Source organism: Lacinutrix sp. Hel_I_90 (assembly GCF_000934685.1).
Taxonomy (GTDB): domain Bacteria; phylum Bacteroidota; class Bacteroidia; order Flavobacteriales; family Flavobacteriaceae; genus Lacinutrix.
Window position 1 is genome coordinate 67,529 of record NZ_JYNQ01000001.1, and the last position, 24,732, is coordinate 92,260.

Annotated in this window: 20 protein-coding genes; 16 read left to right on the plus strand and 4 right to left on the minus strand. The window is 35.5% G+C overall.

The genetic code is table 11. From position 1 onward, the window contains the following. The first annotated feature begins 48 nt into the window (after positions 1–48). Positions 49–1,002 carry a phosphoribosylaminoimidazolesuccinocarboxamide synthase gene (locus GQ46_RS00240; protein ID WP_044397306.1) on the plus strand — a complete coding sequence of 318 codons (954 nt, stop codon included), beginning with the start codon at positions 49–51 and terminating at the stop codon, positions 1,000–1,002. 100 nt (positions 1,003–1,102) lie between these two features. Here the strand turns inward: GQ46_RS00240 and GQ46_RS00245 are convergent, their stop codons facing one another. Further along, positions 1,103–2,191: a heparan-alpha-glucosaminide N-acetyltransferase domain-containing protein gene (locus GQ46_RS00245; RefSeq protein ID WP_082041682.1), complete on the minus strand. Its 1,089-nt coding sequence runs from the start codon at positions 2,189–2,191 to the stop codon at positions 1,103–1,105. Positions 2,192–2,466: 275 nt separating this feature from the next. Between GQ46_RS00245 and GQ46_RS00250 the strand changes: the two genes are divergently transcribed. The 12 genes from GQ46_RS00250 to GQ46_RS00305 all read left to right on the plus strand — a co-directional run bounded on the left by GQ46_RS00250 (position 2,467) and on the right by GQ46_RS00305 (position 16,692). Further along, positions 2,467–3,840 carry a sodium:alanine symporter family protein gene (locus GQ46_RS00250; RefSeq protein ID WP_044397310.1) on the plus strand — a complete coding sequence of 458 codons (1,374 nt, stop codon included), beginning with the start codon at positions 2,467–2,469 and terminating at the stop codon, positions 3,838–3,840. A gap of 38 nt (positions 3,841–3,878) precedes the next feature. Next, positions 3,879–5,786, plus strand: a complete 1,908-nt coding sequence (acs, locus tag GQ46_RS00255) for an acetate--CoA ligase (protein ID WP_044397312.1) — start codon at positions 3,879–3,881, stop codon at positions 5,784–5,786. A 100-nt stretch (positions 5,787–5,886) separates the two neighbouring features. Then, on the plus strand, positions 5,887–6,072 hold the full coding sequence (locus tag GQ46_RS00260) for a CsbD family protein (protein WP_044397314.1): 186 nt from the start codon (positions 5,887–5,889) through the stop codon (positions 6,070–6,072). An 81-nt stretch (positions 6,073–6,153) separates the two neighbouring features. Continuing rightward, a complete protein-coding gene (locus GQ46_RS00265; RefSeq protein ID WP_044397316.1) occupies positions 6,154–6,978 on the plus strand; it encodes an alpha/beta hydrolase in 825 nt (274 codons plus the stop codon). Positions 6,979–7,214: 236 nt separating this feature from the next. Continuing rightward, positions 7,215–7,787 carry a Crp/Fnr family transcriptional regulator gene (locus GQ46_RS00270; protein ID WP_044404309.1) on the plus strand — a complete coding sequence of 191 codons (573 nt, stop codon included), beginning with the start codon at positions 7,215–7,217 and terminating at the stop codon, positions 7,785–7,787. A gap of 56 nt (positions 7,788–7,843) precedes the next feature. Further along, the gene (locus GQ46_RS00275; protein WP_044397319.1) at positions 7,844–8,578 is read left to right on the plus strand and encodes an acyl-CoA desaturase; all 735 of its coding nucleotides are present in this window, start codon (positions 7,844–7,846) and stop codon (positions 8,576–8,578) included. 559 nt (positions 8,579–9,137) lie between these two features. Beyond that, positions 9,138–9,467, plus strand: coding sequence for a nucleotide pyrophosphohydrolase (locus tag GQ46_RS00280; RefSeq protein WP_044397320.1), 330 nt, complete (start codon positions 9,138–9,140; stop codon positions 9,465–9,467). Next, positions 9,464–11,656 carry a DNA/RNA helicase domain-containing protein gene (locus GQ46_RS00285; protein WP_052503365.1) on the plus strand — a complete coding sequence of 731 codons (2,193 nt, stop codon included), beginning with the start codon at positions 9,464–9,466 and terminating at the stop codon, positions 11,654–11,656. Before GQ46_RS00280 ends, GQ46_RS00285 begins: the two co-directional genes overlap by 4 nt. Positions 11,657–12,604: 948 nt before the next feature. Then, positions 12,605–13,669 carry a proline iminopeptidase-family hydrolase gene (locus tag GQ46_RS00290; RefSeq protein ID WP_044397322.1) on the plus strand — a complete coding sequence of 355 codons (1,065 nt, stop codon included), beginning with the start codon at positions 12,605–12,607 and terminating at the stop codon, positions 13,667–13,669. 352 nt (positions 13,670–14,021) lie between these two features. Beyond that, positions 14,022–14,324 carry a GIY-YIG nuclease family protein gene (locus GQ46_RS00295; RefSeq protein ID WP_044397324.1) on the plus strand — a complete coding sequence of 101 codons (303 nt, stop codon included), beginning with the start codon at positions 14,022–14,024 and terminating at the stop codon, positions 14,322–14,324. 308 nt (positions 14,325–14,632) lie between these two features. Further along, positions 14,633–16,204, plus strand: coding sequence for a phage tail sheath C-terminal domain-containing protein (locus GQ46_RS00300; RefSeq protein ID WP_044397326.1), 1,572 nt, complete (start codon positions 14,633–14,635; stop codon positions 16,202–16,204). Positions 16,205–16,224: 20 nt separating this feature from the next. Then, positions 16,225–16,692, plus strand: a complete 468-nt coding sequence (locus tag GQ46_RS00305; protein ID WP_044397328.1) for a phage tail protein — start codon at positions 16,225–16,227, stop codon at positions 16,690–16,692. Positions 16,693–16,731: 39 nt separating this feature from the next. Here GQ46_RS00305 and GQ46_RS00310 read toward each other — a convergent pair whose 3' ends face one another. The 3 genes from GQ46_RS00310 to GQ46_RS00320 all read right to left on the minus strand — a co-directional run bounded on the left by GQ46_RS00310 (position 16,732) and on the right by GQ46_RS00320 (position 21,643). After that, positions 16,732–18,546: a cytochrome-c peroxidase gene (locus tag GQ46_RS00310; protein ID WP_044397330.1), complete on the minus strand. Its 1,815-nt coding sequence runs from the start codon at positions 18,544–18,546 to the stop codon at positions 16,732–16,734. 73 nt (positions 18,547–18,619) lie between these two features. After that, on the minus strand, positions 18,620–20,146 hold the full coding sequence (locus GQ46_RS00315; RefSeq protein WP_044397332.1) for a hypothetical protein: 1,527 nt from the start codon (positions 20,144–20,146) through the stop codon (positions 18,620–18,622). Positions 20,147–20,440: 294 nt separating this feature from the next. Next, on the minus strand, positions 20,441–21,643 hold the full coding sequence (locus tag GQ46_RS00320; RefSeq protein ID WP_044397334.1) for a multidrug effflux MFS transporter: 1,203 nt from the start codon (positions 21,641–21,643) through the stop codon (positions 20,441–20,443). A 121-nt stretch (positions 21,644–21,764) separates the two neighbouring features. Here GQ46_RS00320 and GQ46_RS00325 point away from each other — a divergent pair, with 121 nt between their 5' ends. The 3 genes from GQ46_RS00325 to GQ46_RS00335 all read left to right on the plus strand — a co-directional run bounded on the left by GQ46_RS00325 (position 21,765) and on the right by GQ46_RS00335 (position 24,714). Continuing rightward, on the plus strand, positions 21,765–23,534 hold the full coding sequence (locus GQ46_RS00325; RefSeq protein ID WP_044397337.1) for an ABC transporter ATP-binding protein: 1,770 nt from the start codon (positions 21,765–21,767) through the stop codon (positions 23,532–23,534). Between the two features lie 15 nt (positions 23,535–23,549). Next, complete coding sequence (locus tag GQ46_RS00330; RefSeq protein ID WP_044397339.1) at positions 23,550–23,999, plus strand: DinB family protein; 450 nt, start codon at positions 23,550–23,552, stop codon at positions 23,997–23,999. Between the two features lie 82 nt (positions 24,000–24,081). Then, positions 24,082–24,714 (plus strand): MarC family NAAT transporter, encoded by a 633-nt coding sequence (locus GQ46_RS00335; RefSeq protein ID WP_044397341.1) that lies wholly within the window; start codon positions 24,082–24,084, stop codon positions 24,712–24,714. Positions 24,715–24,732 lie beyond the last annotated feature (18 nt).

The following is a 24,732-nucleotide window of genomic DNA, read 5'->3' on the forward strand; positions in this document are numbered from 1 at the left end:
GATGATTCGGGCGATGCGCTCCTCGTGATACCCTACTATTAAAAACGAATGAATAATACAATAACAGATTCAAATTTTAACTTCCCAGGACAAAAAAGCGTCTATAAAGGAAAAGTAAGAGCCGTATACAACATCAACGATAAAGAATTGGTCATGGTTGCTACCGATAGGCTTAGTGCTTTCGATGTCGTGATGCCAAAGGGAATTCCCTATAAAGGACAAATATTAAATCAGATAGCGACTAAGTTTATGGCGCAAACTGAAGATATAGTACCTAATTGGCTTACCGCAACACCAGATCCCAATGTGGCTGTAGGGCATTTATGTGTGCCTTTTAAAGTAGAAATGGTTATTCGTGGTTATATGAGTGGCCATGCTGCTCGAGAATATAAAGCAGGAAAAAGAATGCTTTGTGGTGTCGCGATGCCTGAGGGGATGAAAGAAAACGATAAGTTTCCTTCGCCAATTATCACACCGGCAACAAAAGCAGAAATGGGAGATCATGACGAAGACATTTCACGTGAAGACATTATAAAAAAAGGCATTGTAAGTGAAGCAGATTATTTAGTACTTGAAGATTACACTCGAAAATTATTTGAACGTGGCACAGAAATCGCAGCATCACGTGGTTTAATCTTAGTAGATACCAAATACGAATTTGGGAAAACGAAAGCAGGGAAAATAGTTTTGATTGATGAAATCCACACGCCAGATTCTTCACGTTATTTTTATGAAGAAGGGTACCAAGAGCGACAGGATAAAGGTGAAGCCCAAAAGCAGTTGTCTAAAGAGTTTGTAAGACAATGGCTAATCGCTAACGATTTTCAAGGTTTAGAAGGACAAACCGTGCCTTTTATGAGCGATGAGTACATACAAACCGTTAGTGAACGTTATATTGAACTCTATGAGAAAATTATGGGTGAACCATTCGTAAAAGCAGAGGTCTCTAATATTCATGAGCGTATTCAAAAGAATGTGGAAGCGTATTTACTAGCGAAATAAAACACTTATAACTTTAAACAGATAGACCTTTCGTTAGAGAGGTCTTTTTTGTTTTAATACTAGTTTTGATTGCCAACAACGCAGAGTAAAACTCCTGCCGTTACGGCGTTATTCGTTTAAAGAAAGCGCGTATTTTTTTGTAGAAATAAGTGTTCGTTTTAACATAATAAAAGGAGATCAAACAAACGACAATCATAAAAACGACCGCACCAAAAATAGCTTGTGTAGGTGTTAAAGCTCTGTAAAAAAAGTGCTTTAAACTTATGCCTGTAAAACTGCCATAAATAATTATAAAATGAATGACGTAAATAGACAAGGTTTTCTGTCCGATTTTAGTAATAATGGCTTGCTTTAAATAGCGCTCAAAGGTGTAGAAAATGCCGAATAGAACAAGTACATTGCCCAATCTTTTAAAGAGGTAATTATAATCGGCACTACGCGTTAATAACGGTAAATCAAAACACGCATCTAAAAGGCGTAAAGTGGGTGAGGATAAAAAGATTAAAAACACACCAACGATTAAAAATCCAGCAATTTTAAACTGCTTATAGTTGTTTTTATTACCGAACTCAGAAAATAATATAGCAATAAATCCGCCAAAACAAACATAGCCAAACCATGGCAATATGGTAAATACAGAGCCATGTTGTAAACTAAAATAATTAGAAAAGAGTACAGGCAGGCTTTCAATCTGTAAATTACGATACAGCGGTTCTGAAACAAACATGCTAAAGCCAAGAACTAAAAATACAACAGCTAAAACCCATTGACTCTTAAAAGTAATTAAATAAAGTAGGATAAGAAGTAGTAATGAAACGCCAATACATTGTAAAACATCAACTTGTAAAAAGTTAAGGTTTACTTCTCCATACATCAGGCTTATAAAAGAAAACCGTAGTGCATAGCCAATAATAATAAGTAATATGCCACGTTGAAATCCTTTTTTTATACGCGTATTTTCAGTTCCTTTTTCTTTTGCCTTTAATAACAAAAAGACGAAAACTAATCCTGTAATCGTGAAAAACGTGGGTGCAGTAATGCCTCTAAAATACGACCAAACAGTATAGGCCATGTTGTTAGGGTCTCTATAAATGGGGTTTAAAAGTGTATCAATAAAATGACCTTGTAACATCATTAAGATTGCAAAGGCCCTAACGGCGTCTAGAAAAAAGAGTCTTTTTGCTTTCAATATAAAAAATAGTTGGTTTAGCAAAGATAACAGAATAGCTTACATATAAAAAAATTGACTGCTTGTGTACTAAAAATCAAGGAAAACCTATGTTTCAAATAGTCATGAACGTATAAAAAAAGAAAACTTATTTTTCTAAATAAGTTGCTAAAGCATATTCGTTTTAAGCGTTTTATTTTGGCATTATGAGTTACTGTTAAATGATTAGTGGTACTAAAGTACTTTTTAAATTAATAAGTCAATAGCTTTTAATACATTTATAGAAAACTATCAATTTGCAAAAGCTAGACCAATTCATTGCCGATTTCGCTTCATTTGTTTGGGGATTACCCTTATTAATCATCTTAATAGGGGGTGGGTTATTTTTAATCATTTATTCTAAATTTTTACCCTTTCGCTATTTAGGTCATGCCATTCAAGTTTTACGAGGTAAATATGATAACCCAAACGATCCAGGAGAAATCTCTCACTTTCAAGCCTTAACAACGGCGTTATCCACCACTATAGGTATGGGAAACATTGCTGGTGTCGCTGTCGCAATTGCTATAGGAGGTCCAGGGGCTATGTTTTGGATGTGGATAAGTGCCATTATAGGAATGAGTACCAAGTTTTTTACCTGTACACTTGCTGTGATGTTTCGGGGAAAGGATAGCAACGGCGCAATTCAAGGCGGTCCAATGTATTTTATAACTGAAGGTCTAGGTAAGCACTGGAAACCATTAGCAGTATTTTTCTGCCTTTGTGGAATGATTGGTGTCTTGCCCGTTTTTAATGTGAATCAGTTAACACAGGCCATTAATGATATTGTTTTAATTCCCAATGGTGTTGCAGTCTCTTTTGGCTCAAACCTAGCTGTAGGTTTGGTATTAGTAGCCATGACGTCGCTTGTTATACTAGGCGGCTTAAACCGAATTAGTAAAGTGGCCGCTAAGTTAGTGCCGAGTATGGTGATTTTATATTTTGTGTTAGTATTAATTATATTATTCACCAATATAGAGGTGCTGCCAAAGTATTTCAAACTTATTTTTACCGATGCTTTTGCTGCTAATAACTTTAAAGGCGATTCGTTTTTAGGCGGAATGGTTGGCGGACTCATTTTGTTGGGTGTCCGTCGTGGTGCCTTTTCTAACGAAGCAGGGATTGGTACGGCGCCAATGGCGCATGGCGCAGCAAAAACAGCAGAGCCTATTCGTGAAGGTTTGGTCGCTATGTTAGGGCCAGCAATAGATACCTTAATTGTTTGTACTTTAACAGCTTTAGCTATTTTAGTAACAGATGTTTGGCAGACGAGTGATGCGAATGGTGTGAGTTTAACCGCTTCAGCTTTTGCTAAAACCATGCCTATTTATGGGAAGTATTTATTAATGATATGTATCGCAGTGTTTAGTATTTCATCATTATTTAGCTATTCCTATTACGGAATGAAATGTGCCTCTTTTTTGTTTGGAGCGCATAACAAACACTATTTTAACTATTTCTATATCGTGAGTATTATTGTAGGTGCAACGACTTCTTTAAGTTTAATGTTAAATTTAATTGATGGCGTATTTGCCTTAATGGCCATTCCAACAATGTTAGCAACCATTGCTTTGGCACCAAAAGTATTGAAAGAAGCAAAACGTTATTTTTCAACATTAAAAAAAGTATAATTTTTAGTAACTTTAAGTAAAGTATAAAAAAATCAACCATGAGTAATTACCATATAAAACATCTGGAAGAATACTATCAAGTGTATCGTAAATCGGTAAATCATCCTGAAGCGTTTTGGGAAGAAATAGCCGAAGAACATTTTCTCTGGCGTAAAAAATGGGACAAAGTACTCACATGGGATTTTAGCAAACCCGAAGTCCAATGGTTTGAAGGCGCAAAATTAAATATCACCGAAAACTGTATTGATAGACATTTACTAACCAGAGGCGATAAAACAGCGCTTATTTTTGAGCCGAATAATCCCAGCGAAGGATCACAACATATTACTTATAAGTCTTTACATGAACGCGTTTGCAGGTTTGCCAATGTCTTAAAAGAAAAAGGAATAAATAAAGGCGACCGGGTTTGTATATATCTTCCAATGATTCCGGAATTAGCGGTTTCTGTATTGGCCTGTGCAAGAATTGGAGCAATACATTCAGTGGTGTTTGCTGGGTTTTCGGCTACGGCTTTAGCAACAAGAATTAATGATGCCGATTGTAAAATGGTGATTACTAGCGATGGTTCTTATCGTGGTGCTAAAACAATTGATTTAAAAGGCATTGTAGACGAGGCCTTAGAAAACTGTGACTGTGTAACTACGGTATTAGTGGCGAAACGCATTCATACCGATATTAATATGAAAGGCGGCCGTGACCATTGGTTACAACCCTTACTCGATGATGCTTATCATGACTTTCCACCAGAAATAATGGATGCTGAAGATCCACTGTTTATACTTTATACCTCGGGGTCTACAGGTAAGCCTAAAGGCATGGTGCATACCACTGCTGGTTATATGGTCTATACCGCTTATACTTTTAAAAATGTGTTTCAGTATACAGAAAAAGATGTGTTTTGGTGCAGTGCAGATGTCGGTTGGATTACAGGACACAGTTATATTCTTTATGGTCCTTTAGCTAATGGGGCAACTTCTGTCTTATTTGAAGGTGTACCAAACTATCCAGATTTTAGTCGTTTTTGGGAAATTGTGGAGAAGCATAAAGTGAGTCAGTTTTATACAGCTCCAACGGCTATTAGAGCATTAGCGAAAGAAGGCGTAGCCTACACTCAAAAACACGATTTATCGTCCTTAAAAGTATTAGGAACTGTAGGGGAGCCTATTAATGAAGAAGCATGGCACTGGTATGATGATAATATTGGTAAAAATCAAGCCCCCATTGTAGACACCTGGTTTCAAACTGAAAATGGAGGTATAATGATAACACCAATTCCATATGTTACACCGACCAAACCTACCTATGCCACACTTCCTTTTATTGGTATACAGCCCTGTTTAATGGATGAAGAAGGTAAAGAAATCGTAGGAAATCAAGTTAGTGGCCGTTTATGTGTTAAGTTTCCATGGCCGTCCATTGCGCGCACCATTTGGGGAGACCATAAACGCTATAAAGAAACCTATTTTACCGCTTTTGAAAACAAATACTTCACTGGTGATGGTGCATTGCGTGATGAGGTGGGCTATTATCGTATTACAGGTCGTGTAGATGACGTTATTATTGTTTCTGGACATAACCTTGGTACGGCCCCTATTGAAGATGCCATAAATGAACATCCAGCAGTTGCAGAATCTGCAGTGGTAGGTTTTCCACATGATATAAAAGGAAACGCGTTGTATGGCTACGTTATTTTAAAAGATACAGGTGAGAGTAGAGATCAGGAGAATGTACGTAAAGAAATCAACCAGATTATTACAGAACAAATAGGACCAATTGCTAAATTAGATAAAATTCAATTTACTAACGGATTACCAAAAACCCGAAGTGGAAAAATTATGAGACGTATTCTTAGAAAAATAGCCCATAAAGATACTAATAACCTAGGCGATATTAGCACCTTGTTGAACCCAGAAGTGGTACAAAGCATTATTAAGAATGCGTTGTAAATTAGTATTTGAGCCAAAATAAATTTGGATTGCATCACACCCTTAGACTGAAATATTATAGTTTTATATCACAATCAATTTAATCTTAAAATCTAAAATTATGAACAAGGAACAATTTGAAGGAAAATGGAAACAAATAAAAGGTGATTTTAAAAAGAAATATGGTAAAATCACAGACAATGAATACAAAGAAGCTGAAGGTGACTTTGACAAGTTAGCCGGTAAAGTTCAAGAAAAATATGGTAAATCTAAAGAAGAACTTAAAAAAGAAGTAGATAGCTGGTAGACTTTAAACACCAGTTTCAAGAGGCGTCTCTATGCAATGACATAGAGACGCTTCTTTTTTTTTTAATAAATTTAAAAATGCATGATAAAGAAATACATACTTCCATTACTACTAATAAGCTTTTGTTCAAGCTGTGCCTCAAAAAAAATTGAAGACATCTCCTATCTTGAAAAAGAGAATACTAAAGATGCACTCAAGCTTAATGTTTTTCATCCTAGAGAAAAAAAAGCAGAGAAATTACCAGTGGTTATCTTTGTACATGGAGGCTATTGGACAGAAGGCGATAAAGACACTTACGGATTTCTAGGTCGTAATTTCTCTAAGAATGACGTCGTCACTGTCATCCCATCGTATACCTTAAGTCCGCATGCCAATTATGACACTATGGCAACAGAGATAGCAAAAGCATTAGAATGGACCGTTAATAACATTGAAACTTATAAAGGAGATCCGGAGCAAATTTACTTAATGGGACATTCAGCAGGAGGGCATCTTATCGCATTGATAAGTACCAATCCAAAATATTTAGAAAATACTAAGGCCATTAAAGGGGTTATTTTAAATGATGCTGCAGGATTAGACATGTATACGTATTTACAAAACAATCCACCAACCACTAAATATAATTATAAAACCACTTGGACTGAAGATCCTGAACAATGGAAAAAGGCGTCTCCACTGTATTTTGTAGATAAAAACACACCACCATTTCTTATTTATATAGGCGAAAAGACCTATGCGTCCATCAAAAAACAGAATGCTATTTTTATTGCGAAACTTAATGAATTCCAGGCTGAGGTCAAACCCATTTTTTTAGATAAAAAGCATGTCCCCATGATGAGTCAGTATTTTTTTCCGTGGACAAAACGCTATGATGAGATTATGGCATTTATTAAAAAGAATTAAGGGAGTCTAATACCTAGGCATCTGGTGGATTAATAGTTTACAAAAAGGCCCTCTTTAAATAGTGTCAGCCTTCCAATACGACATGCATCATGTTTAACGCTTAAAATAAAGCGCTATTAAAATAGGGAATTAATAGTTAGACTTTCATGGTTTTTAGTGCATTATTTGAATGTATTTTTTCGAAAGAGGCAATAATTTTTAAATTAAATAACGTTCTTTGTATTACAGACAAGCGCATGATAAACATTAGGGAATATATAGAAAAGATAGTCGTTATTTCAGATAAAGATTGGCAATTATTTTCTTCGAAATTAGAAAATAGAGTTTTTAAAAAAAGAAGTAAAATATTAGACGTTGGTGAGACTGAAAACTACATTTCTTTTATTGAAAGTGGTATTGCCCGTTTTTTAATTCCGAAGGAAGAGGAAGATAAAGACATTACTTTTGGCTTCTGTTTTAAAAATGAATTTATAAGTGCTTATGATTCATTTCTCACTAGAAAACCCTCACTATACCAATTAGAAGCCCTTACGAGTATTTCTATGTGGAGCATTTCTTACCAGGATTTACAAGAGGTTTATGAAAAAACAGCGATTGGAAATTTAATTGGCCGCCTTTCCTCTGAGCGCTTATTTCTTATCAAATCTAAACGCGAACAAGCGCTTTTAAATGACTCGGCAGAACAGCGTTATCTTAATTTATTTACTGAGCGTCCAAATTTGATTAAAGAGATTCCCTTAAAATACATAGCCTCTTATATTGGCGTGACACCACAAGCACTAAGTCGCATTCGTAAGCGTATTTCTTAACCTCGATTCATTTCATAATCCATTAATATTATAGTCCTTTGCAAAAAGCTTTGATTATGAAAATTATAATTTTAATACTAATACTGTGGTATACCGGTTTGTTTTTTCAAACCTTCTTCTTACACCGCTATGCAGCACACCAAACCTTTACCATGTCTAAAGTAACAGAACGTATTTGTTTCTTTTTAACCTGGGTGTTTCAAGGCTCAAACTATTTAAGTGCTTATGGCTATGGCGTAATGCACAGGTTACATCATGCCTATGCAGATACAGAAAACGATCCGCATTCACCAAAATATGATGCCAATGTGTTTACGATGATGTGGCGTACAAAAAACATCTATCAAGATATTAATAAAAAACGCATTGCTGTGGCAGACAAATTTACTAAAAACGTCCCGCAGTGGGAGGCCTTTGATAAATTTGCTAGCTCAAGAATCTCCAGAATTACTTGGGGGGCATTATACACGGTCTTTTTTATTCTGTTTGCAACCGCATGGTGGCACTGGTTATTTTTACCAGTAGCCTTTTTAATGGCACCTATTCACGGTGTGATTATCAATTGGTTTGCACACATTTATGGCTATACAAATTTTAAGGTGAATGACACCTCAAAAAACCTTTTGCCTTTCGATTTTTTAATGATGGGCGAAGGCTACCATAATAATCACCACACACACAGTAGCAGAGCCAATTTTGGCGTACGTTGGTTCGAGGTAGATATTACCTACTGTATTATGGTCGTTTTAGACAAATTGAGGATTATCAAACTGAAAAAAGCGGCTGTTTAAGGGCTTGCGTAACGTCATTACGAGCTTTTCATTGGAAAAGCGTAGTAATCTCATGAATAGCATCGTCATTGCGAGCACAGCGCGGCAATCTGTTGAATCGTAACGTCATTGCGAGCGCAGCGCGGCAATCTCTTGAATTGGAATACGATTATAAATATCACTTCCGTTCATGAGATTGCCACGTCGCTCCTAACGTCACGCCTCGCAATGACGATACGATTTACTTTTATTCATACTTTACGTCATTACGAGCTTTTCATTAGAAAAGCGTAGTAATCTCATGAATGGAACTGTCATTGCAAGCGCAGCGCGGCAATCTCTCCAACACAACCAATCACTTTCAATAGTAAAACAGCAGCAGACCAAAAAACAATGGAACTTTTCGATGTATAACACCCAGTGTTTATATAAAGGCGCTATATTTATGCTCTCCCTATTATAAAATTATTTTAAAATATTACTCAATTAATTTTAGGTTTTAAGAATAATGGAGTTAATTTTTATTTGATAATTAATGGGTATTTATTTTTTGATGAGTTTGAATTATTTAGATTAAGACATGAGTGAATTTAAAAATATAATAGATTTATTAATAAAGTTTAGAGATGAAAGAGATTGGAAACAGTTTCATAATTCAAAAGATTTAGCACTTGCTATTTCAATTGAAGCAGCAGAATTAAACGAGCTATTTTTATGGAAATCTAATGAGGACGTTGACAAAGAAAGGCTAAAAGAAGAATTAGCTGATATTTTTTCATTTGCTTTACTTTTAGCAGAGAAACATGAATTAGATATTTCTTCTATCATAAAGAATAAAATTAAACTTAATAGCGAAAAATATACTGTTGAAAAATCTAAGGGTTCAGCTAAAAAGTATGATCAACTATGATTGATAAGCAAGCTTTCAAAATTGAAAGACATAATTTTGATATTTTAAGCATTGATTCATTAGATAATCATTATGCTAATAATCTTTGGCCAATCGTATATTTAATAAATGATGATAAAGTAAAAGAACTATATGTCGGAGAGACAACAGATGCTATAAAAAGACTAAAAAGTCATTTAAAGAATAATAAAAAGAATAAACTAACTACTTTTAGACTTATCAGTAGCTCAAAATTCAATAAGTCAGCAGCATTAGATATTGAATCACTTTTAATAAAATATATTTCTGGTGACGGTCAATATAAGTTGTTGAATTTAAACCTTGGAATTGCAAATCATAATTATTATCAAAAAAGTGAGATTTACTGGGATGTATTTAAGAACGTCTGGGATGGATTGCGACGAGAAGGAATTGCAAAACATTCTCTAAGTCACATTGATAATTCTGATTTATTTAAATATTCTCCTTACAAAAGTTTAACTGAAGAGCAAAAGAAGGGGCTCTATTTAATTGTAGATAATTTGTTGAATGAGAATGTTCATAACACTGTAATTGAAGGTGGGGCAGGTACAGGAAAAACAATTTTAGCAATTTTTTTATTTAAATTATTAAATTCTGAAATTACGGATTTTAATTTTAGAGATTTTGGTGATGATGAAATTGAACTGAAATATAAAATTGATAAGCTTAAACAAAAGTATCCAAAACCTAAAATGGCTTTGGTAGTGCCAATGTCTTCATTAAGAACTACATTAAAAAGAGTATTTAAAAATGTAAAAGGATTAAAAGCAAGCATGGTAATTGGTCCAGCAGAGCTTGGTAAATCTCATTTCGATATAGTTATTGTTGATGAATCACATAGATTAAGAAGAAGAGTAAATTTAGGAGCTTATTTTGGATCTTTTGATAAGGTTAATGATAAGCTTAATTTAGATAAGTTTTCTGGAAATGAATTAGATTGGGTTGTCTTACAAAGTTCAAAAGCAATATTGTTTTATGATGAAGGTCAATCGATAAAGCCATCTGATATTTTAAAAGAGGATTTTGATAAACTTAAATTTAAGTTTGATACCAAAATTGAATTTTTACAATCTCAATTTAGAGTAAAAGGAGGAAACTCTTATGTTAAATACGTTGACGATTTACTTAATTGTAATTTAGGGAATATCCAAGAAGTCTATAAAGATAAAAATTATGATTTTACTTTATTTGATAATATAGAATCTTTAATCAGTGAAATTAAATTGAGAAATAAAGAAGTTGGTTTAGCCAGAATGATTGCTGGATATTCTTGGAAGTGGATTTCTAATAAAGATGGTGGTCTTTTAGATATTAAAATTGAAGACACACAACTAAAATGGAATTCAACAAACATTGATTGGGTTAATTCTCCTAATGCAATTGATGAGGTAGGTTGTATTCATACTACTCAAGGATATGATTTGAATTATTCAGGAATTATATTTGGTGAGGAAATTTCATATTCGAAAGAGAGAAATGAAATTATTATAATTGAAGAAAATTATTATGATGCAAATGGAAAACAATCTATTAGAAAACCAAGTGAATTAAAAGATTTCATTATTAATATTTATAAAACTATTTTATTAAGAGGCATAAAAGGAACATATGTTTATGCATGTGACAAAGATTTAAGAGACTATTTATCAACTTATATTTTACCTCATGAATCAACTTCAATTATGAATGAAACGATTCATTTAAAAATAGAAAATGATCAATTTGAGAATAGTGTGCCGTTCTATAACATTCATGCAGCAGCAGGGAATTTTAGTGAGCTTCAAACAATAGATGATAATAAATGGATTGAGTTACCAGAATATGTTCGTTTTGCAAAAGATTATTTTGCTTGTAAAGTTGTTGGAGAATCAATGAACAAAATTATACCTAATAATTCTATTTGCTTATTTAAAAAATATCGTGGAGGTTCAAGAAATGGAAGAATAGTTTTAGCTAAATCAACAGGAATTCAAGATAGAGATTTTGGCTCAGGATACACAGTAAAAGAATACTCTAGTACTAAAGACGTGAATGAAGAAACTTGGTCACATACATCAATTATTTTGAAACCTAAATCTTTAGACGATTCTTATGAACAGATAATGTTAGACTATGATACATTGGAAGATTTTGAAATAATTGGTGTTTTTGAAATGGTTTTAATTTAGAATAAAATCAACTAATATTCTAAGTTAAAAAAAAAACATAGTTAAATTGGATTAGATCCAATATAGATTGTGCTAAAAAAACATCCCAAAGTATTAATACATAATGTTGTTTCTCATTTTTCTCAGGAATATCAAATTGAGCTAAATGCAAATAAGAATCTTGAGTTTTCTGAAAGACATATTGATTTATATCGTAATGAGGATAAAATCAACATTTCTGCAAAACTAGTTAAAAAATGTTATAGAAAATTCTAGAAAGAATAATATCTAATTAACTAGGAATGGTCAACAAACCTTAAATTTTTTTTATTAGATGGTTCTCCAACAAATGGATGGATCAAATGGAAAGATAAAGATGGTAAAACCTTAAATGAGCTGAAAAGGAAATAACTTATTTGTCTTTCATAATCCCTTCCAGGCTATAAAAATCAAAACTTACACTAAGTTTAATAATTTCAATTTATTTCAAGCATAAAGAAGAAACCAAAGACAGCCACAACTAAGAACAAATCACAGCTATAGACCAATACTTAGGCGGCATAAAAAAACCATCACTACCCCAAATAAGAGCTTTAAAGCCTTGACTAATTACAACACAAAAATAAATACTGCTTAAACGAACCAGCAATCAAACCTTTTACTATATTTAATCTATAAATTAAAAGAATAATCTAAATACATAAAGTCATGGCAAAATCACAAGATTCTAAAAAAAATGTAAAAAAAGAGCCAACAAAAACGGCTAAGGAAAAAAAAGCAGAAAAAATAGCTAAAAAGTCAAGTAGACAATAATCGCTTAAGACAACACTAGTAAAACCACTTTATTCACAAACCATTTGTGAATGGAGTGGTTTTTTTGTTTTCAGCTGGTTTATTACCCTATAAAAAAAAGAGTTCAAGCCATATGTTGATTTTTACTACCTTTAGTATTATAATCCATTCCAGACTATGAAAACCAAACTCATAATACTAAGTGTCATACTTGCAACCTGTTTCTCCTGTAAAGAAGAAACCAAAGACACCTACCTGTACGAAGAAACCACAACGGCAGAAACCTATTTGGAACCACAGGAAGACGATCAGTTTTTAGGCGGGATAAAAATGATCCCCATCACCACCCCAAAAGGAACGTTTAAAGTCTGGACCAAACGTGTGGGCAACAACCCCACCATGAAAGTTTTGTTATTACATGGCGGACCAGGCATGACCCACGAGATTTACGAGTGTTTTGATGGGTACTTCCCGCAGGAAACTATAGAATATTATTACTACGACCAATTGGGGTCTTATTACAGCGACCAACCCAAAGACTTATCGCTTTGGGATCTCGACCGTTTTGTTGAGGAAGTAGAACAAGTACGCATCGCTTTAGGTTTAGATAAAGATAATTTCTATCTCTACGGGCAAAGTTGGGGCGGAATTTTAGGCTTGCAATATGCTTTAAAATATCAGGAGCATTTAAAAGGCTTGATTATTTCTAATATGGTGGCGTCTATACCAGAATACCAGGAGTATAGCGATACCGTATTAGCACCAAAAATGAACCCAGAGGTGTTAGCCGAGATTTTAGAATACGAAGCCGCAGAAGCGTATAGCGACCCAAAGTATCTGGAGCTCATCGTTAATAACTATTACACAGAACATGTGATTAGAATGCCTGTAGAACAATGGCCAGAACCTGTTAACCGTGCGTTTAAACACCTCAATCCAGAAGTGTATGTCACTATGCAAGGGCCAAGTGAATTCGGTATTAAAGGGGATGCAACACTCAAAAACTGGGATGTTAAAGACCGACTGAAAGAAATTACGGTACCAACTTTAACTATTGGAGCAACATATGACACGATGAACCCAAAACATATGGAATGGATGTCTACCGAGGTGCAACAGGGGCGCTTTTTACTCTGTCCAAACGGGAGTCATTTATCACAGTTTGATGACCAGAAGGTGTTTTTTAAAGGGTTAATCTCCTTTATAAAGGATGTGGATGCTGGACGTTTTGGGAAGTCATAATCGTATCGTCATTACGAGGAACGACGGTAGGAGTGACGTGGTAATCTGTTGAAGCAGGAGTTGTTTTATAATCGTATCTCAATTCAAGAGATTGCCACGCTGCGCTCGCAATGACGATACGATTCAAGAGATTGCCGCGCTGCGCTCGCAATGACGTTAGGTTTTATAAAAGTATAATCGTATCGTCATTACGAGGAGCGACGTAAGGAGTGACGTGGTAATCTTATGAACAGAAGTAATAATTATAATCGTATTCCAGTTCAAGAGATTGCCACGACCAAAGGTCTCGCAATGGCGGTTACATTCAAGAGATTGCCACGCTACGCTCGCAAAGACGAAAACATAAAAAACAATGAAGACCGCTCACGTGTATTTTATGGCAAATAAAAACAATACCACCATTTATGTTGGCGTGTCTTCGCATTTAGTAAAAAGAGTGTATCAGCATAAAAACAAAATATATAAAGGGTTTACCTCTAGATACAACTGCGATAAATTAGTTTATTTCGAAGCCTATGATTCTATAGTAAAAGCTATAGCTAGAGAAAAACAAATTAAGAAAGGGAATCGGAAAAATAAAGAGAAACTCATTGCAACAATGAATCCTGAATGGAACGATTTATCTGATGGTTGGTTGTTTAATTTTGATTCATAATCGTATCGTCATTACGAGGAGCGACGTAAGGAGTGACGTGGTAATCTCATGAATAGGAAAGCCTAACTACAAACAGATTGCCGCGCTGCGCTCGCAATGACGATACGATTCAAGAGATTATTCACGCATAATAATGTATTAAATCGGAGTTCATGAATGCTACGCTACGCTCGCAATGGCGATACGATTCAAGAGATTTAAGCACATCGGTTTAAAAACAAGTAGAACTACGTATTGCTTTGTATTAACTTTATTCGGAACTTGAGCATGATAAGATAACCAAAACATGTGTTTTAATAAAAGCTATTATGAATGAATCCAAGATTAAATCACCAGGGGTCTACATCGATGAAGTTAACGCGTTCCCAAACACAGTCGTTCCAGTACCCACAGCGGTTCCAGCGTTTATAGGCTACACCCCACAGGCCGTCTATGAAGGGAAATCCTATACCAATATCCCGATGAAAATCACGTCGTTTGCTGAATTTCAGGCGATTTACTGTTATCCAGAGCCACCAGCACCTGCAAATCCTATAAAACAATACAGTCCAGCGTATTATTTGGTGACTCAGACTAAACAACCAGACCAAGGGGATCACTTACTTATCGATAACACCTATTATAGCATCGTTCCAGATCCTGATACCATTTACTACCTGTACAACAGTATCAGGCTGTTTTATGAGAATGGTGGCGGAGACGCTTATATCGTTTCTGTTGGAAGTTATGGTGCTCCTTCAAAACAACCCATGGCTATTGGCGAACAGATTATTAATGCCAATGTTACCTTAAAGGAGTTACAAACCGGTTTAGCCCTCCTAAAGAACGAGGAGGAACCCACCATGTACATTTGTCCCGAAGCCACCTTATTGTCCATGGATGATAATGGCAGGTTAATGCAGCGCATGTTACTTCAAAATAAAGAACTACAAACCGCCATTAGCATTTTTGACATTATAGGAGCGGATGATCCAGACCCTATACTATACACGCAAGACATTGAAGCCTTCAGAAACCAAACCGGCACTTTGGGCCTCGATTACGGCACGGCATACTATCCGTTTATAGGCACAACGCTTATGCAGTCGTCAGACATCGATTACACGACTATTTTTGGAGGTGATCTAACGAAGCTGCAAGCCGTTTTAAGTCCGCCAGCGCATCCAGACACCACGGTAAATACTATTATAGAGAATATAAAGACCAACGGCATGACGACGGTACAGTATAATAATGCCTTAATGAGGGCGAGTAAGACCTATAGCACCATTATTAAACACGTACTCGCCGTGGCTAATATATTACCACCTAGTGGCGCCATAGCTGGTGTGATAACTACTACGGATAATCAAGTGGGACCATGGCAGGCACCAGCGAACACCACTATTGTTGGTGCTGTTAGTTTACCTATTAAATTATCAGAACAGCAACAAGTAGGATTAAATAGGGACGCCGTTTCAGGAAAATCAATTAATGCCATACGTTATTTCAACGGTTTAGGCATCTTAATTTGGGGTGCCCGTACTTTAGATGGGAATAGTTTAGATTGGAAATATTTATCTGTAAGAAGAACACTCATTTTTTTAGGACAATCCTGTAAACTGGCGGCTCGTGCTTATGTGTTTGCACCGAATGATAAAAACACATGGGAAGGGGTAAAAGCCATGATCGCAAGTTTTTTAACGGCGATATGGCAACAAGGCGGCTTATTAGGAGCAACAGCATCTGAGGCCTTTGCTGTAGATTGTGGCTTGGGGACGACCATGACTTCAGAAGATATTTTAAAAGGGGTGATGATTGTGAGCATTAAAGTCGCAGTGGTACATCCAGCAGAATTTATAGCCATCACCTTCCAGCAGGAGATGCCAACATCAAGTTAAACGAATTAAAAAGAAAAAGTATGACTACAGAAAATGAAAATACCGACGGCGCCACATGGCCCATGCCAAAATTTAGATTTGAAGTCAATTTTGGAGAGGGTCTCAATAACGTTGCCTTTCAGGAGGTTTCTGGGATGGATGTCGAAAATCAAATCATTGAATACCGAAAAAGTAATAGTCCATTATTCTCGACTGAAAAAATGCCTGGTATTGCAAAATATGGCAACATTACCATGAAACGCGGTGTTTTTGTTAATGATAACAGCTTTTGGGATTGGTATAATGACATAGCCATGAACACCATTAAGAGGCGCACAGTACTTATTAAGTTACTAGATGAAGGTGGCAAGGTCACCATGCAATGGGAACTCAAAAATGCCTGGCCGACTAAAATAACCAGTACCGATTTAAAATCTGATGGTAATGAAGTGGCTGTTGATACGCTTGAAATTGCTCACGAACAGCTCATTATTATTAATTGTAGTTAGGCGTTTTTAAGAGCGGTTCCTTAGGTTAGAATAACGCATTTAGTACGGTGCTTCCACTTCAGAATCATTTAAGGTTTTTAAATAGGCAATAATCGCTTTTTGCTCTGTTTCAGAAAGGTTTAATTCATTAAAAGGAAGGGTTTGGTGTTCCAAATCAAAACCCATACCACCGCCGCCGCCAAGGTTATAAAAGTTGAGTACTTCTTCTAAAGTATTATAAACCCCGTTGTGCATATAGGGCGCTGTTAATGCTACGTTTCTAAGCGTAGGTGTTTTAAACATGCCTTTGTGTAGTGGTTCATTAAATTTCCAATAAAATCCTAAATCGTCATCCAATATTTTGTTATCAGCAGTTTCAGGAACACCAATCACTTCTTTTTCTGTTTCACTAAAAAAAGGCGGGACGGTTCCGTTGGTTAATGGCATAAAATGACAAGTAGCGCACAAGGCCTTTCCCATAAATAAATTTAAGCCTAATTTTTCTTCTTGAGTAAAGGTGTTTTCTTCCCCTCTAATATTTCTATCAAATTTGGAGTTAAAGCCATTTAACGTAAAAATATAAGATGAAATCGCTTTTATTAGCGCTGTATTATTTGATGGTGTTTTTCCGAAGGCCGATTCAAATTCTGAAACATAAGTGGGATCTTCTAAAATAGCCTCTGAAAATTCATGCACGTTACTAGCAAATTCTTTGTCGTTTGTAAATACAGATGAAATCTGATCGATGATACTTTCTGAGCGACCATCTGAAAAAAACGATCGCTGAAACGCACTGTTAATTAAGGTTGGCGTATTACGTTCTAATTTGTTACCTGTATTGTCTAGATTTAAGGTCATGCCGTCAGCATAGGCTTTTTCAGGAATATGGCAGGTTGCACAAGCCATACTATTATTAGCAGAAAGTCTCTTATCGAAAAAGAGTTTTTTTCCTAAAGTGATTTGCTTTTGGGTTGGATTTAGATTTGTAGCAGGCGTAAAGTAAGCGATATTGAAACTGTCATCTTCAAAAAAAGTAGGGGCTTCAAAATTAAAAGGTTCGGTATTTATGGATTCCCATACATTAGCCTCTTTTCTAATCGCTACCCAATACCGTGTTATTGGATTCATATAATCACGAATAAAAGTAAAGCGGTCAAACGTATTAAAATCGGTATGATGCTCCAAATAGGTGTTGGCTTTTAAGACACTTTTTTTAAAGTTATTATCTAATTCCTTATTGTTTGTTTTAATGAGATTCCCAATAGAATTTTCATAGATAAGGACTAAACTTTGCAATGAGATTTTAGATTCTTGAAGGCCTAAGTGACTTATAGGGCTATCAAAACCCGAAATTCCTAAGCTTATTATTCTAAGTAATTGTTGATGAGTGGCAATAAAAAAGCGCTGTGGATTAAGCGTTCTTTTTTCTATATTACTTTTCAGTACGGTAAACAGGCCTCTTGTAACATAGAGTTCCTGTTCAAAATCGGCTAGAGGCGTTTCTTGTTCGTAAAGGCTTTCTTCAATTTTTTGTAAACCCACAGGGTTTAAAATTTTACCGGTATCCTCTTTATAAACTGGTAATGCTGGGCCATTAGCTCTATGGCCTACTTCGGGGTTTAAATAGGAAGCATAAGGTTCTGCCTTTTTAAAAGCTTCACGCGATAACTTAAAATAACGTTTAGAATTTTTACCATTCATGCCTTCACGCTTTAAGCTGTCTAGATAGGTAATCGCATTATTAATGTTCTCTAAATAATAATTTTGAGCAAAAGACCAATTTATTACAGGTTCTGTTTTTTGGGTGTCACTTTTACAAGATGACATAACCAGTGCCGTATAGACTAATAATATAAGGATTATGGGTGCTTTCATATATTTAATTGCTAATAAATAAAATGAATCTCCACGTCACATGAAGATTCATTTTTAGATATATTTTTTTAATTTATCTTGGTAATCCTTGAAGTAATATGATTTGTCCGCCTTGATTGTGAGGCTGATTTGCAGATGCAAATTCGTCGCTTTTCCAGTAATGTGGTTGCAAGTTTAACATAAAAGTATCTGGTTGCCCTAACTTATCTGACACGTCAATTAATGCTCCAAATTCTCCAGAAAAGGCAGTGCTTCCCGTTGGATTTAAATTGCTCTCTATTTTAAGGTCTAATACAACGGCTGCACCGTTTCCATCTAAGTCTGTTTGATAGATTTGAGCAGCATGACCGCGACTAAAAGAGTTTGGATCTTCTTGTATATAAATATAGTTTTCTGTTACGCAAATATTATCAGGACTTTGCAGTGCCGCTAAGTTTCCATCCATATTATTCGTGTCTGTATTACCACTAACTATTTGCTTTAATGTGCCTTCTAATGGATTCGTTGGATTTAATACTAACTTATAAATAGTTCCCCAGTCGTTGTATGTACCTTGGCCTGGACCGCGACCAGTGACTGCAAAAAATACGTTTCTTGCATTGGCATCGCTCCCTTTTTGGTAATCAACATCTTCTACACGCATAAACTGAGAAGCAAAAACGTTTGTACATGCTGTTTCCATTTCATTTTTAGTTAAACTACTGCCATTAATAATCTCAACAAACTCTACGTCATACGAAGCTCCGAAGTCCAAACTACTTTCATTATAAACAGTATTAGCCGTTACACTTTGTGCCCCGTTAGTACCATTTGAGATTTGTTTAAATCTTAAAACATAGATTTTACCATTGTTTAAATCTGCATCACCATTTTCTGATAAATACATGGTAACTTGACCTTCAGAGCCACTAGAATCATCATCACCACCAATAATTACCGTTTTTCCTGAATAAGCATCTTTAGGTAAAGGCACTGCATTCTCCCATGAAAATTCACCTAAAGCATCTAAGCCAAAATCAGCTGTTGGCGTAGGCGTTGTTACCCAAGGGTCAATAGCTTTTACGTCGTAAGCTATGCTTTCTGACGCCGATAAAAAGAAATCTTGAGAGCCCCCATGAATGGCAGCTTCCCACATCGTTCCCGAACATTGTCTTGCAAAATCAGCAACTCCAGCATTAAGTAACCACTCGCCTTTAATTGGGTTCATGTTTTCATCAAAACGAATTCTGGAAACACTATAATCATCTTCAGCATTAACAATATAGATGTATTCATTTCCGTCTTTTAATAATCCAGCGCCGTCTTGAGCACCAACCAAACGGAAACCGTTTGAGAGCACATCAGTAGAACTAATTAAAGAGTAAGCATTTACATTACTAAAACTTGGGTGAATGTTTACTAAGGGGTTTAACAATGATTTGTTAGAAAATAATAAAGGAGAAGGTGTAAAATCTTCACCATCTTCACCATCGATTCCATTTTGTCCATCGGCTCCATCTTGTCCGCTAAGACCATCTTTGCCATCCTCACATGATAGGGCAAGAAACCCTATTGCGCAAAAGAGGGTAAATAATAATAAAAGTTGTTTTAAAGTTTTCATCGTTTTGTTTTGGTTATTAGATTAATTTTTTCCAAAATTAGTCTTAGAAGCTTTAAACGATGTTAATAAAAAATGATGCTTATTTTAAAAAAAGCTTACGCTAGTGTTACCAAGTTAATTAATTGTAAAATTTGAGTATGTGATGTAAATAGCGCATTTAAATTCAATATTTTATAAGGCATTTGTGAGTCTTAAAACCGTATTGTAAAGACTTAGTGCGCTACGAATAATGATGGTGTTTTCTGGTTTTTACTTCTAAATTCAGCATTCTTAAAAGAAGGCTTTCGAAATATATTATGCTGTAGCCGCAGCAGTCTGTCTTCTAACATAAATAAAAACCATTAGAGACAATAATCCGAAAAAAGAAAAGCCCATAAATAAAGGCAACACTGACGTCTTTACATAGCTTCCTATAAAATTAGCAATCGGTACAGCCATGACGGTAGAAATAAAACCATTAATGGCAGAACCCATACCTGCAATATGACCTAAAGGTTCCATAGCTAAAGCGCGTAAATTTCCAAAGAGCAAACCAACGGCAAAAAACTGAAGCATAAAGAAACCTACCAACACATAAATACTGGGGTTGTTTCCATTAAAAAAGACAATAACAAATAACAATGAAATCGAGAAATAGGCAATGGTTGCTATATAAGCAATTTGCATGGAACCAAACCTCATGACCAAACGACTGTTCATAAACGTAGAGGAACCAACCGCAATGGCAGAACTGGCAAAGAAATAGGGGAACAACTCCCCTAATCCATATTGGTCTTGAAAAACTTGTTGCGAAGTACTTAAATACACCATAAAAGAACCCGTAATAAAACCTGAAACTAAAGTAAAAGCAACAGACTGCTTATACTTAAAAAATTCTCTGGCACTAATAACATAGCGTTTTAAGGAAAATTTAGTTTGATATTCTTTGTGAAGTGTTTCGGGTTGGCGTCTCCAAAACCAAATAATCACTAATAGACCAACAATAACATTCACATTAAAAATTGCTTTCCAATTGGCGACCTGTAATAAAAACTGTCCTAAAGTGGGGGCAACGACAGGGATGAGAATAAAGAACATGACCACAATCGATAAAATTTTTGCCATATGATCACCGCTGTAACTATCGCGAATCATAGCAATAGCTATGGTGCGTGGAGAGGATAAGCCAACACCTTGAAAAATACGCCCAATAATCATCATTTCGAAACTCTTAGTGGTCACACAAATAAAGCTAGCCACCATAAAAACACCAAAACCAAAATACACCATTGGTTTTCGTCCGAAATTGTCTGATAACGGACCAAAAATAAGCTGACCAAAACCTAGACCCAAAAAGATCATGGTAATCAATAACTGATTATTTGCAGGATCTGTAACACCAATATGGTCACCAATCTCGGGTAACGCAGGTAATAGTGCATCTATAGATAAGGCAACTAGTGACATAAGTGCTGCCATTAAAGCAACAAACTCGGCTTTTACAGGTTGGTTTTGCATGCTGCAAAAATAGTCTAAAAGACATCAAAAAAAGAGCAATCGCTTGAATTAACAAAACATTGACTTTTGGGATAAAATTTGAGCGGTTTCAAACGTATCTTTGCAATTCAAAATTTAAGTTATGCAGCATCTTAAAACTTCAGATAAAAAAAATAAAGAAAAACCAAAAGTGACCTTAAAACAGGCCTTTAAAACAATCATCTGGCCACGACGAAAGCTCGTTTTTATTGGTTTGATATTAATTGTGATTCGTAGCTTATCTGGTTTGGTATTACCATGGCAGAGTAAAGTGTTATTAGACGATGTCGTACCAAGTGGTACTACCGATAAATTATGGACACTCATCGTAATCGTTATTGTTGCGATTACTGTTCAGGCAGTGACTTCTTTTTTACTCACAAAAATATTAAGCGTTCAGGCACAGTATTTAATTTCAGAGTTGCGCGCACAAGTACAAAAGAAAGTCTTATCGTTACCCATTAGCTTTTTCGATAATACAAAATCTGGTGCTTTAGTATCACGAATTATGAGTGATGTCGAAGGGGTAAGAAACTTAATTGGTACCGGTTTGGTACAATTGGTTGGTGGCTCATTTACGGCCATCGTCTCTTTAATTATTTTGATAAAACTAAATGCCTGGATGACACTTTTTGTGTTTGTTCCTTTATCTATCTTCGGAATTATTGCCTTAAAAGCTTTCAAATATATTCGCCCTATTTTTAGAACGCGAGGCAAAATAAATGCTGAGGTTACTGGCCGTTTAACCGAAACGCTCGCTGGTGTTCGGGTGATCAAAGCTTTTAATGCTGAAGAACAAGAAAATAAGATTTTTGAAAAAGGGGTAGATAGACTCTATCAAAATGTAAAAAAGAGTTTAACAGCGACGGCTTTAATGACCAGTTCTTCAACTTTTTTAATAGGAGTCGCCACTACTGGAATCATGGGTATTGGTGGTTATTATATGATGATAGGGGAGATGACTACAGGAGATTTTCTGTTCTTTACTTTGGTCTTAGGCTTTATGATAGCACCTATTGTACAAATGAGTAATATAGGCAGTCAGTTAACAGAAGCTTTAGCGGGTTTAGACCGTACCGAAGAGTTAATGAATATGGCTGCCGAAGAAGACGATACCAACAGAACGATTCAGCTTAAAACATTAAAAGGCGACATCGCCTTTAAGGATGTGTCTTTTGAATATGAAGTTGGAAAACCCGTATTACATAATATTGATTTTGAAGCGACATCGGGTTCGGTGATTGCTTTAGTAGGAAGTTCGGGCTCTGGAAAATCGACTATTGCAGGATTATCTGCGACATTTTTAAATCCTAAATCTGGAAAAATTACCATTGATGGTGAAGATTTATCAAAGGTTAAACTGAAAAGTTTTAGAAAGCATTTAGGGGTTGTTTTACAGGATGAATTTTTATTTGAAGGCACGATTAGAGAGAACATTATGTTCCCGCGACCTAATGCTTCTGAAGACCAATTACAGGCTGCAGTAAAAGCGGCATACGTTAATGAATTTACAGATCGTTTTGAGGATGGATTAGAAACCTTAATAGGAGAAAGAGGCGTAAAATTATCTGGCGGACAGCGCCAGCGTATTGCGATTGCAAGAGCGATTTTAGCCGATCCGAAAATTATTATTTTAGATGAAGCCACTTCAAATTTAGACACTGAAAGTGAAGCCTTGATCCAGAAAAGTTTATCCGAATTAACCAAAAACAGAACGACCATCGTAATCGCGCACCGTTTGAGTACCATTCGCAAAGCAGATCAGATTTTAGTGATTGAAAATGGAAGGATTGTTGAACGCGGGAATCATGACGCGCTGATTGCGTCAGAAGGGCGCTATTTTGACTTATATACGTATCAGGCAAAAATTTAATTTTACAAGTTACTTATGATTATTAATACGTTAATAAAGCTGTTCAAGAGAGATTTAGCAAAGCTTAAAGAGGAAATCGAGTTATATAACGACGAGGCTAATTTGTGGCGCGTTACACAAGGCATATCTAATGCTTCTGGTAATCTTTGTTTGCATATTGTGGGGAACCTCAATCATTTTATTGGTGCCGAATTTGGTAATACGGGTTACGTAAGACAACGCGACTTAGAGTTTTCATTAAAACAGGTTCCAAGAGCTGAATTATTGCAACAAGTCGATCAAACGATTCATGTCGTTGAAAACACTTTAATAAAATTAACAGCAGAAGATTTACAAAAAGACTACCGACGTCGCGCAGATGAAGATGCCATGACTACCGCGTATTTTTTAGTGCATTTAACCATGCACCTGTCTTATCATTTAGGACAAATAAATTACCACAGACGCCTATTAGATTTAGACTAAAAAATTTACAATTTGATAACCGTACAATAAGATTACAGTAACCCATCATACTAAAAATAAAGGTCTCTTTGCTGAAAAAACAATGGAGTTATTTTTAGTCGCCTTTGGGGCCTTATTTTCGATTATGAATCCTTTAGGAACAGTCCCTGTTTTTGTAGGATTAACAAAAGAACACAGTAAAAAAGAACGTGCAATCACTGCTTTTTGGACGGCCATAGATGTACTCATCATATTACTGTTATCTTTTTTTGCAGGAAATTATATCCTGTCTTTTTTTGGGATTAGTTTGAATGCCTTAAAAATAGCAGGAGGTTTAATTATCGCTTCTTCCGGTTTTGCCTTGTTAACAGGTAAATTTAGAGAGCATAAAGGGATGAAATTACAAAGGGTACAAGACGATATTCATTCCCGAGATGCCATTTCGTTAACCCCCTTAGCCATCCCTATGTTAGCTGGTCCTGGAACTATTTCTTTGCTTATTACCTATAATCAAGACTATCCACGTTCTGAAGATATTTTAATCATTGTTGGCGCATTGGTATTAGCAGCACTTAGCATTTATTTAGTACTAAAAAGCGCCCATTTTATTGTGAAATTTTTAGGCGCCTCTGGTATAAATGCCTTGTCTAGAATTATTGGTTTTATTGTTATCGCGATTGGTGTTGAGTATATTATCACATCAGTGGTTGATATTATAGCAAAGATGACATTTTAAAAACAAAAAGCCACTCAA

What these genes read in the sequence shown, in the direction of transcription:
- GQ46_RS00330 (WP_044397339.1), top strand. Translation starts at nt 23,550, where the DNA reads ATGATTATTAATACGTTAATAAAGCTGTTCAAGAGAGATTTAGCAAAG.
- GQ46_RS00335 (WP_044397341.1), top strand. Translation starts at nt 24,082, where the DNA reads ATGGAGTTATTTTTAGTCGCCTTTGGGGCCTTATTTTCGATTATGAAT.
- GQ46_RS00315 (WP_044397332.1), bottom strand. Translation starts at nt 20,146, where the DNA reads ATGAAAACTTTAAAACAACTTTTATTATTATTTACCCTCTTTTGCGCA.
- GQ46_RS00325 (WP_044397337.1), top strand. Translation starts at nt 21,765, where the DNA reads ATGCAGCATCTTAAAACTTCAGATAAAAAAAATAAAGAAAAACCAAAA.
- GQ46_RS00295 (WP_044397324.1), top strand. Translation starts at nt 14,022, where the DNA reads ATGAAGACCGCTCACGTGTATTTTATGGCAAATAAAAACAATACCACC.
- GQ46_RS00290 (WP_044397322.1), top strand. Translation starts at nt 12,605, where the DNA reads ATGAAAACCAAACTCATAATACTAAGTGTCATACTTGCAACCTGTTTC.
- GQ46_RS00265 (WP_044397316.1), top strand. Translation starts at nt 6,154, where the DNA reads ATGATAAAGAAATACATACTTCCATTACTACTAATAAGCTTTTGTTCA.
- acs (WP_044397312.1), top strand. Translation starts at nt 3,879, where the DNA reads ATGAGTAATTACCATATAAAACATCTGGAAGAATACTATCAAGTGTAT.
- GQ46_RS00280 (WP_044397320.1), top strand. Translation starts at nt 9,138, where the DNA reads ATGAGTGAATTTAAAAATATAATAGATTTATTAATAAAGTTTAGAGAT.
- GQ46_RS00270 (WP_044404309.1), top strand. Translation starts at nt 7,215, where the DNA reads ATGATAAACATTAGGGAATATATAGAAAAGATAGTCGTTATTTCAGAT.
- GQ46_RS00310 (WP_044397330.1), bottom strand. Translation starts at nt 18,546, where the DNA reads ATGAAAGCACCCATAATCCTTATATTATTAGTCTATACGGCACTGGTT.
- GQ46_RS00320 (WP_044397334.1), bottom strand. Translation starts at nt 21,643, where the DNA reads ATGCAAAACCAACCTGTAAAAGCCGAGTTTGTTGCTTTAATGGCAGCA.
- GQ46_RS00240 (WP_044397306.1), top strand. Translation starts at nt 49, where the DNA reads ATGAATAATACAATAACAGATTCAAATTTTAACTTCCCAGGACAAAAA.
- GQ46_RS00300 (WP_044397326.1), top strand. Translation starts at nt 14,633, where the DNA reads ATGAATGAATCCAAGATTAAATCACCAGGGGTCTACATCGATGAAGTT.
- GQ46_RS00285 (WP_052503365.1), top strand. Translation starts at nt 9,464, where the DNA reads ATGATTGATAAGCAAGCTTTCAAAATTGAAAGACATAATTTTGATATT.
- GQ46_RS00305 (WP_044397328.1), top strand. Translation starts at nt 16,225, where the DNA reads ATGACTACAGAAAATGAAAATACCGACGGCGCCACATGGCCCATGCCA.
- GQ46_RS00260 (WP_044397314.1), top strand. Translation starts at nt 5,887, where the DNA reads ATGAACAAGGAACAATTTGAAGGAAAATGGAAACAAATAAAAGGTGAT.
- GQ46_RS00275 (WP_044397319.1), top strand. Translation starts at nt 7,844, where the DNA reads ATGAAAATTATAATTTTAATACTAATACTGTGGTATACCGGTTTGTTT.